General features: G+C 57.2%; 12 protein-coding genes. 5 read left to right on the top strand and 7 right to left on the bottom strand.

From position 1 onward, the window contains the following. Positions 1-7 precede the first annotated feature (7 nt). Positions 8-1,078: an ATP-binding protein gene (locus ACSQ3H_RS13540; protein ID WP_436117531.1), complete on the top strand. Its 1,071-nt coding sequence runs from the start codon at positions 8-10 to the stop codon at positions 1,076-1,078. Beyond that, positions 1,075-2,904, top strand: a complete 1,830-nt coding sequence (locus ACSQ3H_RS13535; protein WP_436117530.1) for a TniQ family protein — start codon at positions 1,075-1,077, stop codon at positions 2,902-2,904. The genes ACSQ3H_RS13540 and ACSQ3H_RS13535 overlap by 4 nt, the downstream gene beginning before the upstream one ends. A 572-nt stretch (positions 2,905-3,476) precedes the next feature. Here the strand turns inward: ACSQ3H_RS13535 and ACSQ3H_RS13530 are convergent. Beyond that, positions 3,477-4,364 (bottom strand): hypothetical protein, encoded by an 888-nt coding sequence (locus ACSQ3H_RS13530; protein WP_436117529.1) that lies wholly within the window; start codon positions 4,362-4,364, stop codon positions 3,477-3,479. A gap of 136 nt (positions 4,365-4,500) precedes the next feature. Here ACSQ3H_RS13530 and ACSQ3H_RS13525 point away from each other — a divergent pair, with 136 nt between their 5' ends. Then, complete coding sequence (locus ACSQ3H_RS13525; protein WP_436117528.1) at positions 4,501-4,962, top strand: hypothetical protein; 462 nt, start codon at positions 4,501-4,503, stop codon at positions 4,960-4,962. Here ACSQ3H_RS13525 and ACSQ3H_RS13520 read toward each other — a convergent pair. Next, complete coding sequence (locus tag ACSQ3H_RS13520; RefSeq protein WP_436117527.1) at positions 4,959-5,999, bottom strand: IS1595 family transposase; 1,041 nt, start codon at positions 5,997-5,999, stop codon at positions 4,959-4,961. The two genes, ACSQ3H_RS13525 and ACSQ3H_RS13520, sit on opposite strands and share 4 nt — an antisense overlap. A gap of 284 nt (positions 6,000-6,283) precedes the next feature. After that, positions 6,284-6,466 carry a hypothetical protein gene (locus ACSQ3H_RS13515; protein WP_436117526.1) on the bottom strand — a complete coding sequence of 61 codons (183 nt, stop codon included), beginning with the start codon at positions 6,464-6,466 and terminating at the stop codon, positions 6,284-6,286. Between the two features lie 75 nt (positions 6,467-6,541). Between ACSQ3H_RS13515 and ACSQ3H_RS13510 the strand changes: the two genes are divergently transcribed. Continuing rightward, positions 6,542-7,015, top strand: a complete 474-nt coding sequence (locus ACSQ3H_RS13510) for a cupin domain-containing protein (protein ID WP_436117525.1) — start codon at positions 6,542-6,544, stop codon at positions 7,013-7,015. A gap of 364 nt (positions 7,016-7,379) precedes the next feature. Here the strand turns inward: ACSQ3H_RS13510 and ACSQ3H_RS13505 are convergent, their stop codons facing one another. Beyond that, entirely contained in the window at positions 7,380-7,874 is a 495-nt protein-coding gene (locus tag ACSQ3H_RS13505; protein ID WP_436117524.1) for a DUF3237 domain-containing protein, read from the bottom strand. A 324-nt stretch (positions 7,875-8,198) separates the two neighbouring features. Here ACSQ3H_RS13505 and ACSQ3H_RS13500 point away from each other — a divergent pair, with 324 nt between their 5' ends. Next, positions 8,199-8,978, top strand: coding sequence for an SDR family NAD(P)-dependent oxidoreductase (locus ACSQ3H_RS13500; protein WP_436117523.1), 780 nt, complete (start codon positions 8,199-8,201; stop codon positions 8,976-8,978). Between the two features lie 186 nt (positions 8,979-9,164). Here the strand turns inward: ACSQ3H_RS13500 and ACSQ3H_RS13495 are convergent, their stop codons facing one another. The 3 genes from ACSQ3H_RS13495 to ACSQ3H_RS13485 form a co-directional block, all read right to left on the bottom strand. After that, the gene (locus tag ACSQ3H_RS13495) at positions 9,165-10,553 is read right to left on the bottom strand and encodes a transposase (protein WP_436117522.1); all 1,389 of its coding nucleotides are present in this window, start codon (positions 10,551-10,553) and stop codon (positions 9,165-9,167) included. A 349-nt stretch (positions 10,554-10,902) separates the two neighbouring features. Then, entirely contained in the window at positions 10,903-11,436 is a 534-nt protein-coding gene (locus ACSQ3H_RS13490; protein WP_436117521.1) for a hypothetical protein, read from the bottom strand. Positions 11,437-11,440: 4 nt separating this feature from the next. Further along, entirely contained in the window at positions 11,441-14,248 is a 2,808-nt protein-coding gene (locus ACSQ3H_RS13485; protein ID WP_436117520.1) for an AAA family ATPase, read from the bottom strand. Positions 14,249-14,304 lie beyond the last annotated feature (56 nt).

Below are 14,304 nucleotides of genomic sequence, written 5' to 3'. Positions count from 1 at the left end.
CACCATCATGCACGACAACCCTCACCGAGACCACATCCACGAAGCCACCAGCAGAGTGCGGGCGACTATGTCGCCCGGCGTGGTGGCCCGCGCCGAGAAGATGGCCGAAATCAATGCTCAATACATTCCGACTGTGCGGGACAAGATCCTGAACGCGCGCTTGGATTCCCTGTTTGAAAGCCTGGTGGCCACGCACAACTCCGAGATGGACAAGAAGCGCATCTTGATTATTCTCGGCGAGTCCGGCGCGGGCAAATCGCGCTTGCTCGACCATAATTTTGCACAGCGCGAAGCCTTCCAGCCCTACGTGGATTCATATGGGACGGTAACGCGGCCGATGCTTCGCTACAATGCACCTCAACCTTGCACGCCGAAAATGCTGGCGCTTGAAGGGCTCGACAAGCTTGGCTATCCCGTTGAAGGCAACTTGACCGAAGCAAAGGCTTGGCAGCTTTTCAGATACCAGTTGATGGTGCGCAAGACACTTTTTGTCCACATCGACGAGGCACAGCATTCGGTCATGAACAGGGACAAAGACATCGTCCAAAAGGTCTCGGACGGTTTCAAGAACCTTGTTCAAATGCAATGGCCGGTGCGCCTGATGCTATCAGGCGTGTCGCCGTTGGAGGAACTCGTTCTTCGCGACAAGCAGATCAAGGAGCGATCTCTCGTTATCCAACTCGACAACATCAATGTTGAGCGACACAAGAAGCTCATCCAGTCGGTGCTTGAGACGGTGATCGTAGATCACGCCTCCCTCGACCTCGATGATTTCGTCACCGACGAATTTCTCGATCGTCTCGTCCATTCCTGTGGAGGCAGTTTCGGATCCATCATTCAAATGATCCGCACCGCGGTCCGAGAATGTTTCGTTGATCCTGATCAGCCCGACGTCGTCCGCGCCAAGCATTTCAAGTCGGCCTACCAATCGATTTCTGGATGCGCGCCACTGGAGAACCTTTTCGTTCGAAAGGACTGGGCAAAGCTCGACCCTGGCTTGGCCTCATTGCCGCCAGTAAAGCCGGGAAAAGGGTCAACCGACGGAACCATGGGCCTCCGTTACGGGGAACGCCCATGAGCGAGCTTGGCATTACGCTGCCGCTCCAGGCCGATCAATCACTTGCGAGCTTTTGCTCGCAAGTGGCTTCAGCCAATGGAGCTTCTAGCGCCCGAGAGTTCTGCATGCACATGGGAATGCAGTTCCAGCACGTGGTCGATGGAACCGCCGAATCCATCGAGCGTCTGGCAGTCCTCAGTGGCGTGGGTGTATCTTGTCTGAGCAAAGCCGCCGTAATCAAGCAGGGCGGCATGTACCTGATCAATGGCGAAAAACTGAGGAGGCCCTTCCTGCGTCGTTCACGTTTAAGGTACTGTCCGGCCTGTCTCATCGGCGACAACGCGCGTGAAGATCGTCTGCCGCAAGCTCGTCTCTACGGTCGACGCGATTGGTTGGTTTCATTCATTCGCACATGTCCTGTCCATCAAATCGAATTCGCCACGCTGGAAAATCCGGCAGGGCCCTCGCTACTGCATGATTTTACGGCGGTGATGCGTGACAAGTCATTGGACCTCGACTCTGTTCTGGCGGGTTCACAAGGCAGAAATCCTTCCAACTTTGAACAATATGTCACGGGTCGTCTGACCAATGGAACGGCGTCAGTTGGATACCTTGACTTGCTGCCGCTATACGCTGCGGGCAGGTCGTGCGAAATGCTGGGAGCCATCCTTGAACATGGCATCAAAGTGGCTTCGGACAACATTTCGGAATCACAATGGTGGTCATGCGCCGAAAGTGGCTTCAAGGTCATGTCGAATGGTGAAGAAGCGATCAGGGAATGCTTGACCGCATTTCATGACCGCTTCTTCACGACGTCGAGGGATATTGGCGGTCGGTCGTTGTACGGGCGCTTCTATGAATGGCTGGCACATGAAAATGAGGACTCCGCCTACGATCCGATCCGCGATCTCATCCGTGCGCATGCGGTGGCGACTCTTCCGTTGGGACCGGGAGACGAAATGTTCGGCCCCCTCACGATCCCCAGACGCTGGCATTCGGTACACACCGCGGCGCGGGAATTTGGGGTTCATCCAAAAAGGCTGCGAAAGCTCGCGATCGGGGCTGGTTTGGCGAAAGAAGCTGCTATCGACTTGACCGACGATCGAATCCTTCTTGATGCATCCGAAGTGGAGACGCTCATCCGGCATGGTCGGGAAGCACTTAGCTACAATGACGCTAGAGCATATGTGAATGCTCCTCGAGTGCAGTGGGAAATTCTCATTAAACTGGGATACGTGAAGCCGTTCGTGGAAACAGCGACAGGACCGGCGTTGAAAGCGAAGTTCAGCCTCAGTGAGCTCGATCGATTCCTGGCGAAGATTTCTCGATCGGGCATTGGAGAGCCCGTTGTCGGAGAAACATATACGATTCCCGATGCCAGCAAGCGGGCCAACTGCAAAGCAAGTGAGGTCATCGACTTACTTCTTCAAGGCGAACTCAGAGAAGTTGCCATCGACACAATGACCAGCGGCTTCTTGGCGGTACAGGTCAATCCTTCCGAAATTCGCCGTAAAACGGCGCTCATCGCTCATGGCGGAGTGTCATTGAAACAGGCCGAAAAAAAATTGCAAACGTCGAGTCAGGTTCTGCGGGCGCTCCTGGAACTTGGCGCGATCGCACCCAGGATTGCGATCAATCCTACCAACCGTTGCCCCCAAACCATCATCTATCCTGTTGACCTCGAGTCGTTCAAAGCTCGATATGTTTCACTCAACAACCTCGCAATTGAACGAGATGAACATATCCGAAGGACAAAAAAGTTTTTGAATGACGCCGGCATTTCTGCCGCCTTCGATCCTGAAAAGGTTCACGCCACATTCTATGAGCGAGTCAAAATTCCGGTCTAACATTTTGCAACTAAACGATTTTATTCAGCCCCGTTTTTGCGGGGCTTTTTTTGTTTGAGAGGCTAGGTATCCGAGTAATCCGGGACAAATGGACATGTCTCTTGGGTCAATCGCATTGCCGCAGATACTAAATTCGTCAATGATTTCAACAACTCTGGGCCATAGCTCGTTACTTTTGACAAAGCATATGACATGAGCAAGCCCATATGGCCCCACGGCAACGAATAACGTCGGTAAAGTAGGTCCATATGTCCCGGACTTAATCGCGGTAGGAACTTGATGAAGACCCGAACGAACGTCGTTCGGGTCTTCAGTTTTTACATATGTATCTTTGCAGTCAGGCGAGCGCGAACTGCTGGCCTGGTGATGCTCGCAGGGAGGATTGTCCTCAGGCAGCCCACGGTGTCCTTTCACTACGAATTGGTTGTCCCAGAATTCTGGGGCAGCTATATTCTTCAGATCGGGCCACACTTTAGAAACTGACTCCACAGACGCCAACAAAGCCTCTTATGGTGACATGAGTGAGCCCCTATGGCCCCACGGCAACGAAAAGTGTCCAATGCATCTTAGCATCATTCCTTCGCTGCAAAATCGCCAGGGATGGCTAAGCCGACAAATGAATAAGGTTCCCCCCATTTCGACGTATCACGGGCCACGAGGATGCAGCGCCGCTTTTTAGATATCTCGAGCGCATCTGCGCACACTTTTTCTGCTGTGACATGTCTCTTGGAATGAAGCTCTGGCGGAAACACGTAGAAGACTAACGCTGCATCGCGGATCGATGGCGGAGTTACGATGGCCATACAAACATGTTTTGGGTCCCGCCAATTTTTCTCAACGCTGCGTTTCAGTTTATCCAGATCACGCTCCAGTCGTATCTGTTCCCGTAAATCGAGCGACCTGTAGATATCAAGAACCATCCCAAGCCACCGCTCGGGTTTCCGCCTCTCAAGGCCGTCAGTCAACCGATAAAAATAAGGGCTAATTTTCGGTCTCGGCTTCTCAATCTTCACTCCTGCGTCGCGGCTGGTGTAAAATTTGTCGATCGGTCCCGACATGCCGTCCAGTGTCAAAGTATCGACACGCGTCTCAAGTTGAGAAACATTGAATCCTGTCTCAAGGTAGAACCCGAGTAAGTCCAATTCATCGGCGTGGGTTGAGATTGTCTTTTGAAATCTCTGCCGTTCGAGGAAATAGTGAACAATCCGGGCAGGCGATTGCAAAATTTCAACGACACACTCGAGATCAGCGACGTTCATGGTGGCACCAAGAAGCATATCTTCAGAAATCCAACCAGCGTCCTTGAGATCTTTTTCGGATGCGGAGAGGACTGAAAAGTCGTCTAGCGTCACTGAAACTCTTGCGATCTGATCCACATCTCGCGACAAAACACCAAAATTCTTTAGTGCCGTAGAGGCGGAGCTGTCTCCGGCCTGGCCTTGCCAAATGAGTGCTTCCAACCTGGATGACTGTACAGAGGGCGAAGAAATTAGATCGCGTACATGACGCTTTATCCCGGAATTATGTAGCAAAAACCACCAGATTTAGAATCCAGCATGGCGTAGCCTTGATTGAGCAGATCAGGAGCGGTGGTGAATGGATGTAACGGTAGAGTTGAAACGGAAAAGGGGAGAGATTCTCGACAGGCTGGTCGAAATCCGTGAGGCGCAAGCAAAACTGGAAGTCCAGATGGGCGCACTGGATCAGGTCATCGCGATCTACGAACCAAGCTATGTGCCCGCAGGTTCTGTGACGGGGCACAAACTCCGCAATAAGCCCCAGAAATCGCCTGAGACTATCGAAATTGACACGTTGCTGCGCAGCATCGAGCCAACCAATGCAGTCCTTGAAATCCTGCGGGAAGCTGCAGCACCGCTGACGACTGCGGATTGCGCCGTCAGACTCCTGCAGAAGCTTGGAATCGACCACGGAGACGCGAGAACTGGCCGCGTCGCCACCCGCTTGTCCTCGACACTTGATCAGTTGATGAAAAAGGGTCGCGTACGGCACGCGGGGATGTTCGATAGTAAGAGATATCTCTGGGAAATCGCAGCTTAGGCTGGATCCCCCTTCCAGATGAGATCGGGCGGCTTTCTTCCTTGCCAGTATCCGCATAGGTAACGCGATGTCGGCCGCGTCAGCGCACGGCCGAGTACCTCGAAGAACTGGCTCTTATTCGAGTTTTGCCTCACGTCTTCACGCCAGGCCAATTCCGCGATGTACCAATCGAAATACTTCAGTGAAAAACGGTGATGGATGCCGATGTAGGCGCGCTGCACCCGCGAGAAGAAGCTTTCGACTTGGTTTGTGTTTGTGCCATCCTCGGTCTGGTACGCCTTGGAGTGATTGACACGCTCAAGCTTGTTCAAACCAATGAGATGATCATAGCTCTTGTGCTCGTCAGCGAGGATTCTGGCGGTCCGCAAGGCGTGATCCCTGGCGGCAGCCCACGCCGCATCGCTGTCTTCATCGTAGATGATGCGGGTGAACGTCTGGCCAGGCCGTCCAAGGCCACGTTCACGCAGCGCCAGCGCACACAACCGCTTGTGGTTCTGATACTTTGCCTTGCGGCGGTCGATGCGGTCTTCTGCCTTGTTCTTTGGACGAATGTGACCGCCAGCGTACTTGCCGTCGATCTCGATCTCCCCTCCGAGCATCATGGTATCCCGACGGGAAGCGATCGCCTCGCGCAGCTTCATGAGCATCACCCAAGCCGTCTTGTACTGAACGCCGATCTCGCGGGAGAGCTGCAGCGCAGCCTTACCCTTGACCGAGTTCACTGACAGCCAGATGGCAATAACCATCTTCTTGAAGCTGAGCTTACGGAACGCGAACACGGTGCCTGAGGTGACGGTGAAAACCAGATTGCACTCCTTCTCCGAGCACTTGAAGCGGCCGCGGCTCATTGAATAGCAGCGCAGCGTGCCGCAGCCAGGGCAATAGGGCTCACCGTCAGTTTCCGGCCAGCGCATCCGCATGAACCACTTACAGGCCGTCGCCTCGCGAATCTTCGCAAGATCCATGAACGTGAGCGTTCGGCACTCCGGTGTGAGCAGGAAATGCTGCCCTTTTGGTTGACGTTCGGACGAAGCCACGGCTCAGTCCCTCCCAGGCTCGGACGGCAAAATAGCCGCATATTTCCCAGCCTCGGGACGAGTTACGGACGTGCAAAAGACCGCTCAACAGCGATGAGTCTACGGACAGAATATTGATGTGATTGCGCATGTTCAGGCTCCTTCGGCTCTCGCAATAGACGTACAGCTGTTGTCGGCGACACTGGGGTCGCCGCAAGAAATCAACGCTGTATTCGAGCCATCCTGAACATGCGGGCTCTATGCCAGATCTCAGATGATGAGTCGATCGGAAAGTTAATGAGTGGTTAATCCTGCGCATGCATTGGTAAATGGCAACTATTGGCCCATTGCTGCCGCTCGACGACAGCGCCGGGCATGTCCCGCGATGGCCCCCGAGCGGACATTGATTCGCCGGGTTCGCGCTCGCCAATCTTGGTGGTGATGCGCGGGCGGGAGGGCGCGCCGCCGCCGAGTAAGGAAACTTCCACTTGACGCTGCCGTCGCCCCAATCGCCTAGCTATGATATGCTTCCACAAATAATAGCCATTGGGAGGCCCAGCGAAATGTCTACCGATGATCCAGCTTACCTGAACCGTGGCGAGGGACGCACCTACCAAATGGGACGCATTACCCTCTCATTTAAAGCCAGCGAGGATGCGGGCTACAGCATCTGTGAGACCGTCGACGCGCCGGGCGGAACCGGAGCTTCTCTTCATCGGCATCCCACATATCAAGAGACGCACATCGTCATGGAGGGAGAATATGAGTTCCAAATTGGCGATCAGATCGTGCGGTTAGGACCGGGTGGCATGGCCTTTATGCCGAAAGGCGTCGTGCACGGGATCAGGAAGATCAGCGAGGGCATCAGCCGCCAATTGATCATAAGCTCCCCCGCCGGTGTGTTTGAGGCATTTGTGGCCGAAGTTGCGGCCGCACAAGTGGACACGGGCAATGCGGATCGTGCCGGATCGCTCGATTTTAGAGCAATATGTGCGAAGCATGGCATTGAGTTCATCGCCGAAAGCGTCCGGCAATGACCGCTAATGGCGGATACTGTTGAAAAAGTCGGTTTTCTACAACGTCTGATATTTTGGAGGGCCGTAGAGGCCGACACAGAAAATTTACGTGGGGGACTCCCAATTTTGCGAGAAAGCAGCGTGTGAGCCGTGTAGCGGAATTGGGGCAGCATCGAACGGCAACATTCGCTCAGATCGCGAAATGGCCGACTTTTCGGTAAGCCCCGATTTTGGACTTTTTCAACAGTATCGGCACGAAGCGGACATAGGGCCTACTGCCCCTTAGCGCTTAGATTTGCTTCCGTATGACCTAAAATCACAGAGTTGAGCCCGGCCCAGTGGAACGGTTCGCATGTCTCGCCATCCCTTTACAGGCTAACTCGAACTACAACACTTCAAAGACGCTGTAGATTGGTCCATTGGCCTGTCTGTGGCCAGTCCCGATAGACAGGATTCGATTGGTCCAGCCGTATTTTGCCGATGCTGTCTCAAATACCGGGTTGATGCGGAAGTAGTAACTTGCCGGGTCGACGACTTCACCTTTTTCGATCCGATCCATGACATCAGTCGGACCGTGACGCACGCCTTGATACGTCATGCCAATCAGCGCGTCGTCCGTCGTTCTGAGAACCAGTCGGACATTCAACGTCGTGCTGCCATCGCTTCGCACCGTTTGCCAGTCGCTGCCGCCTTCCAGCACTTCGCCGGATAGCCGGTCTCCTTCGAACGATCCTCCGAGAATCACGCCAATACGGCGAAACGCGCCTAATGTGTCTCCAATGACCTGCAGCTTCTGCACTTGCAGACGCATGGCGAACAACGATCGCGTTCGAATGGCCCTAAGCGGCTCGGGCAAACTATCGGTCAGGAAAGTGGTCATAGAATTCACCTTTCACATTTCTCTTACCAAGCCACCGACCATTGACCCGCAAATCAAGCTCTGAAGCCGCTCGCTTCAAGGTATTGACTAGCATAAAGTCAATTGTCTGGAGAGAACGCGTAGATCAAATTGATCGAGAGCGCCACGGTGAAAGAATCAGAGAACGCCGCAGCTGCGGAATGCTGGCTTGTCCGATTCCAAACGGGCCTCGCAAAATCGGACGACGCTATGCCGGGCGCTCTGTTTCATGTTGAAGCCACTCGGACTCCGAAGCCGAATTATGAACGTGGCGTTGTGAGCCGGACGACTATTGGAAGGAGTATCGTGGAAACCCAGCCCAAATACGCACCTAATTTCAGCCTCGCAGGAAAAGTGACGTTGGTGACAGGAGCGTCACGCGGGATTGGCCGAGCATGCGCCCTTGCATGCGCTGCCGCTGGCTCCGATATTGTTCTCGGCTTGCGTGACGTTGCTATGTCCAAGGAACTGATTGAGGAAATAGAAGGCACGGGAAGGAAAGTCCTTCCCGTCCGACTGGATATTTCGCAACGCGATGAAATCGAGACTTCCGTCGCCAAAGCCATCGAGACATTTGGTCGGATTGATGTTCTGGTGAACAATGTCGGCGTTGCACCCGGTGATCTTGCTGAACTTGTGGCGGAAGCGGACGTGGACGAGATTCTGCAGGTCAACATCAAGGGCACGTTCCTCGTGACCCAGACCGTCGCCCGGCAAATGATTGCACGGAAGGCGGGCCGCATCATAAGTATAAGTTCTCAGGCTGGTACGGTGACGCTTCGCGGTGAGGCGATCTATTGCATGAGCAAGGCTGCCATCAATCACCTGATGCGCTGTCTTGCAGCTGAATGGGCGCAGCACGGTATAACCGTCAACACCGTCGCCCCGACATTCATATGGACCGATGGAACGAGACCCGCGCTGGCTGATAAAGACTTTTATGACAGGACACTCGGACATATTCCCTTGGGGCGTATCGGAGAAACGGATGATGTCGTGGGTGCTGTTGTATTTCTGGCGTCGCCGGCAGCCTCGCTCATCACGGGACTGAATTTGCTGGTCGACGGCGGATGGTCGGTATCATAGAAACGTCAGCTAGAATCTTCACCAGCAACCACTATCGAAATTCAGAACCGCTAACGGCCGCTTATGGCGGATATCGTTGAAAAACTCGGAGTTTGAGCATCCTCGACGCTCTGCGCGAGGTTTTTCAGGACGTTTGCAAGGCGGCCCTGGCTCTAACACGGCTGGATGGGAGTGTGCCGCAGGCCATCAAATTGCCATGGCGGCCGTTGGCAGGCGTGAAGGCCTGAGCTTTGCCAGCCTTCTGAGATTTTGTGCTGTTGCAGCGAGAAGGAATTCATCGCGTGCACCGCATGGGCCTCGCAGCCTCAGTCGCGTCATTTTTAGAATGCGCTTGAGGTGAGCAAAGAGCATTTCCACCTTTTTGCGCCGATGCCGCGAACGCTCGTAATCCGGTGTCTCGGTGATAGCTCTTGCGACATCGCGCGCATCCTCATTGAGATCGCGTGGGACTTTGCGAGCAAATGTATTCGGGCAGCAGCGCTGCTTGAGGTCGCAGGCATCGCAATCCTTCTTGCCGGCCCGGTAAAGCCGGGTGCCCTCGCTTGTGATGCCTGATCGCGGGGTTGCGTAGGTGCGCCGGAACTGCGCCAGTTCCTTGCCTGCCGGGCAGATGTAGCGATCATTCTCGCCATCCCAGACAAAATCGGCACGCGAGAAGGTCCCGTCCGTCCGGTTGGACTTGTCGAACACCGGAATATGCGGAGCAATCTTCTTGTGTTTGACGAGCCATGCAAGATTATCGGCAGAGCCGTAGGCGCTGTCCGCCACAACATAGTGCGGTTTCAAGCCAAAGCGGTTCTCGGTTCTGTCGATCATCGTGCGTGAAGCGCCAACTTCCGCTTGGCGGATGGCACGGGTGGCTTCAACATCGAGAATGACGCCATGGTCGGTGTCGATCAGATAGTTGGTGGCGTAGGCGAAGAAGGCGTGGCCTTTATGTGCTCCGGTCCATTGGGCTGCCGGGTCCGACGGGGAAATGAACTTCGGCATCACCTGCGAAGCCGCTCCGAAGGCGGCATCATCGAGGACCGCCAGATATTCCTGCACGGAACGCCCAGCATTATCCTTCGCCTCTTGGACACTCCATTCCAAGCCAGGCACTGAGCGCTGCTTGTTGGCATCGGCAGCAATCAAGCTGGCATCGACGGCAAAGCCTTCAGTCCCAACCAGCCCCTGCGCCAGGCAGCGCTCCACCACCGTCTCGAACAGATGCCGAAGGATATCGCTTTGCCGGAAACGCCCGTGGCGGTTCTTCGAGAAGCTGGAATGGTCCGGTACCTTGCCGTCCAGTCCAAGCCGGCAGAACAAACGGTAGGCGAGATTGAGATGAACCTCCTCGCACAGCCGGCGCTCCGACCGGATACCCATGCTGTATCCGATGATCAGCATTCGCATCATCAGTTCTGGATCGATCGAGGGCCGACCCGTGCTGCTGTAGTAGGGATTCAACTGCGTGCGGACGCTATCGAGGTCCAGGTGGTTGTCGATCCGGCGCAGAAGATGATCGGCCGGCACGTGCTCATCGAGGCTGAAATCGTAGAAGAGCTGCGCCGGAGCCGCCTGAAATCCCATCATCGCCTGATCCCCTGCCAAATCACTCAGAGGAGTGAATCATGCGTCCCAGGCGCCTGCAACAACGAGTTTTTCAACAGTATCGGCGCAGAGAGGACATTCCAAAAGCTGATCATTTGGAATCGCGAGATTGGCCTCTCCAAGTCGGATCATGACGGGTACTTCGATCCCGCGCGCGACAGGATTGGACGCGGATCCGGAAAGAGGAGCCCCTCCAGCTATGACGATTGCCGAGCCACCGTGACATTAGAGGACTCCCATGAAGTCGCTCAACTGAGCGTGGGTCTTGGAGCAGACTAACGGGAGGAAGGTGAGGTTGCTCGGTACGATCTTTGACCGTTCGCAATTGCATCTATCGAAGTTGGTCCAGCAATTCCTTGGCATCGATGAGATCGGGCGTATTCAGGCCCTCGGTGAACCAAGCGTAGACAGGAGCAAGCAGGTCGTAGGCTTTCTGCCGGTCCCCGCGGTGGGCCCACAGGCGGGCAAGCGAGGTCGATGCGCGCAGATCGAGGGATGCGGCGTGCTGTTCCCGAGCTACCTCGATGGCGCGGAGATAATGTGCTTCGCTTGGCTCGAGGTCGAGTGTTGCGGAGCCGAGCAGGAGATCTCCAGCGATCCGGTGAAGTTCCGACTCCCAGAGGCGCGCGCCGGTGGCCGCCACCTCGGCTATTGCTGGCTTCAAGGCATTCAGGCCGGCATCTGCCTCGCCGGCAAGTCCGCAGACGCTGGCGAAAAGGCACACGTAAAAGCCCTTCGCCTCCACGTCTTCGTCGGCTGCCAGCGCCTCCTGGATCGTGGTCATGCCTGCCCGAGCTTGTTGTTCGCTCCCCAGCGCCGAGATGTAGGCCATTTGCAGGTTGGCATCGGGTATATAGCGTGGCATCCCGTCATGCGCCATCTGCAATACCGCCTCGATCTTCTCCCGAGCCGCGTCGGCATCGTGGCGAAAGCAGTGAAGGATGATCGCATACCAAAGGGCGTGCATGACGCTGGGGGGGGTGGGCCAGTTTGCGGGCCAGGGTCACGGCTTCTTCCGCCCGGGCCAGCGCCCGGTCCGGAAAGCCGAGCATCCACAGGCTTATCCCCTCGTGGGCAGTGGCGCACACTGCAGAGTCGTGACCGCTGTATATAAAGGCGTGAGAGAAATGCTCAGGTCGGTACAGGGCGAGACCCTGTGCGGTGTGCTCGCACACCGACCGCCACTTGCCGAGGCAGTAATGCGTCGTCCATTGCGCGTGATGGGCTTCCAACAGCAGGGATTGGTCCCCCGAGCGCCGGGCGATCGTGACGAGCCGGTCGGCGAGGTCACGCGTCGTGCGCATCTGTCCCAGGGCGCGATAGCCGGTCCACAGGCCACGCAGGGCGGGGAACAATTGGGATGTCTCGCCGCCCAGCCTGTTGCACAGCTCGTGTGCCCGTGTGTACGCCGCCATGGCCTCGGCTGACCCATGGCCCTTGGCGGAGGCTTGTGGAATGCCGAGCGCAAGCTGGAGATCGATCTCGCGGTTGTGGCGGGCCGGAGTCTCGGGAAGTGTCGCGAGAAGATCCAGGCCCCTGGAGAGGTGGGCGATGGCTTCTGCGTTGGCCGAGCGATAATTGGCGCGCAGGCCCGCCTTGTGCCAGTACGATACGGCATCATCGAGCAGACCGCCCTCGGTTGCATGATGGGCAAGCACCTCCGGCTCCGCCTCCGCTCGGTCGGGAAAGCGCTCGCGGAGGACCGTGGCGATCCGGCAGTGCAGTTGCTGGCGTCGGCTCTTCAGCAGCGACTCGTAGGCGGCATCCCGCACGAGCGCATGCTTGAAGGTGTAGATTGCATCCGGGGGCGTGTCCCGGCAAAACGCGAGTTCAGCGCGGACGAGTTCATCCAGAGCGGTCCTGAGCTTCGGCTCGTCCATCTGCGCGGTCGCGGCGAGCAACTCGTAGCTGAACTCGCGGCCTATGACAGCGCCGATCTGCGCTATCTCCTTAACCGGCATCAACCGATCGAGGCGAGCCAGGAGCGAGTCCTGCAGCGTCGAGGGGATGGCGAGCGGCGGCAGCGAACCGCTTAGCTCGTAGCGCTCGCCAGTCTCACAGAGCAATCCAGATTCGAGAACCGCCTTTGTCAGCTCTTCGACAAAGAGTGGCACGCCTTCGGTCTTGGCGAGAATCTGCGCTTGCACGTCGGCTGGCAGCGGCCGTCCGCTGGAGAGATGGTCGATCAACACAGCGCTTTCGCTCCGCCTGAGACGATTGAGTGTCAACAGCGTCACATGCGGTCGGCCGGTCCAGCGGCGCGCGAACTCAGGCCGGAAGGTAACAACCAGCAACACCGGCAGCCGCTCGATCCGATCAACGACGCGATCGAACAGCTCGAGGCTCGTGGGATCGAACCAGTGAGCATCCTCGGCCGTCATGAGCACCGGCCGCTTTGCCGCGAGGCCCTCGAGCTGGGCGAGCAGCGCCTGAAACGTCTTCGCCTTTTTCTGTTCCGGTGCGTCCTCGGGGGCTGGGTAATGACCTGCTGTCGGGATCGCCAAATGTTCAGCGATCAAGGGGATCGCCGATTTCGGGTCAGTCACAGCCAAGACAAGCAGTGCCTGCAGCTTGGCCAACTTCACCTCGGGGGCATCGTGGTTTTCGATTCCGGCGGCCCGCCGCAGTTGGTCCAGCACCGGGAACAGCGCGCTGTTCGTGTGATAGGGCGAGCCGTGATAGCGCAGAGACACGCATTCCTCGCCGCGGAGCCGCTCGCGCAGGGCGATCGCGATGCGCGACTTGCCGATGCCCGGCTCACCCGACAGCAGCGCTACCTGACCTCTGCCATCCTTGGCCCGCCGCCAGCATTCGAGGAGCAAGGCCAGTTCCTGATCGCGGCCGACAAGCGACGCGAGCCGCATCCCGTGCAGCGCCTCAAAGCGGCCCTCGGCTTGGCTCTCGCCAATGACCAGCCACGCTTGCACCGGATGGGCGAAACCCTTGAGGTTGTGGCTGCCGAGATTGACCAGCTCGAAGAGTTCGCCAAGCAGCCGCCGCGTCGAGGCGGCGATGACCACACAGCCGACCTCGGCCAGTGATTGCAGTCGTGCCGCCAGGTTCGGCGTCTCGCCGACCACCGCCGCCTCCTGCGCCGCGCCCTCGCCGACGAGATCGCCCACCACCACCAGACCCGTTGCGATGCCCACCCGCGCCCCCAGCGGCTCTTTGGCTGGCGTCGCCAGCCGGGCGACTGCTGCGGCGATGGCGAGGCCGGCCCGCACCGCCCGTTCGGCCTCGTCCTCGTGCGCCCGCGGCCAGCCGAAATAGGCCAGCACTCCGTCTCCCATGAACTTCGCGACGTGGCCATCCATGCGCGTGATCTCCGCGGCCACCGCGTGTTGGTACGTCCGGATCACCTCGGCCATTTCTTCCGGGTCCAATCGACCTGACAATGCGGTGGATCCGACGAGATCAACAAACATCACCGTCAGCTGGCGACGTTCGGCTTCTGGGCGCGGCGTTGAACCGGCCATCGGATTGGGACCCCGCATATCGGACTTGCCAAGCTCCGCAATCGCGGCCAACACAAGCTTCCTCGGGCCCATCGGGAGGCCCAGCGCTTCAAGGTCCGCATCCGACAGATGCGGGAGCACTTCGGGCGTGATCTCGTTTTTAGCAAAGGTCGTGGCATATTTGGCGAGCCCAAGGTCCGAGAGCCACGCGGCAATGTCCATGCCATCCTCCATGTAGTCCGAGGCAGTTTAACACCCTGCGGGCGCGCTGAAAAACC

Source organism: Phyllobacterium sp. LjRoot231 (genome assembly GCF_964253365.1).
Classification (GTDB): Bacteria; Pseudomonadota; Alphaproteobacteria; order Rhizobiales; family Rhizobiaceae; genus Phyllobacterium.
Note: the sequence above shows the minus strand (reverse complement) of the source record. Positions and strands in the feature narration are given on the sequence as shown.

Excerpts from the sequence above, each read along its gene's own strand:
- ACSQ3H_RS13540 (WP_436117531.1), top strand. The coding sequence starts at position 8 with ATGCACGACAACCCTCACCGAGACCACATCCACGAAGCCACCAGCAGA.
- ACSQ3H_RS13535 (WP_436117530.1), top strand. The coding sequence starts at position 1,075 with ATGAGCGAGCTTGGCATTACGCTGCCGCTCCAGGCCGATCAATCACTT.
- ACSQ3H_RS13525 (WP_436117528.1), top strand. The coding sequence starts at position 4,501 with ATGGATGTAACGGTAGAGTTGAAACGGAAAAGGGGAGAGATTCTCGAC.
- ACSQ3H_RS13510 (WP_436117525.1), top strand. The coding sequence starts at position 6,542 with ATGTCTACCGATGATCCAGCTTACCTGAACCGTGGCGAGGGACGCACC.
- ACSQ3H_RS13505 (WP_436117524.1), bottom strand. The coding sequence starts at position 7,874 with ATGACCACTTTCCTGACCGATAGTTTGCCCGAGCCGCTTAGGGCCATT.
- ACSQ3H_RS13495 (WP_436117522.1), bottom strand. The coding sequence starts at position 10,553 with ATGATGGGATTTCAGGCGGCTCCGGCGCAGCTCTTCTACGATTTCAGC.
- ACSQ3H_RS13490 (WP_436117521.1), bottom strand. The coding sequence starts at position 11,436 with ATGCCACGCTATATACCCGATGCCAACCTGCAAATGGCCTACATCTCG.
- ACSQ3H_RS13485 (WP_436117520.1), bottom strand. The coding sequence starts at position 14,248 with ATGGACATTGCCGCGTGGCTCTCGGACCTTGGGCTCGCCAAATATGCC.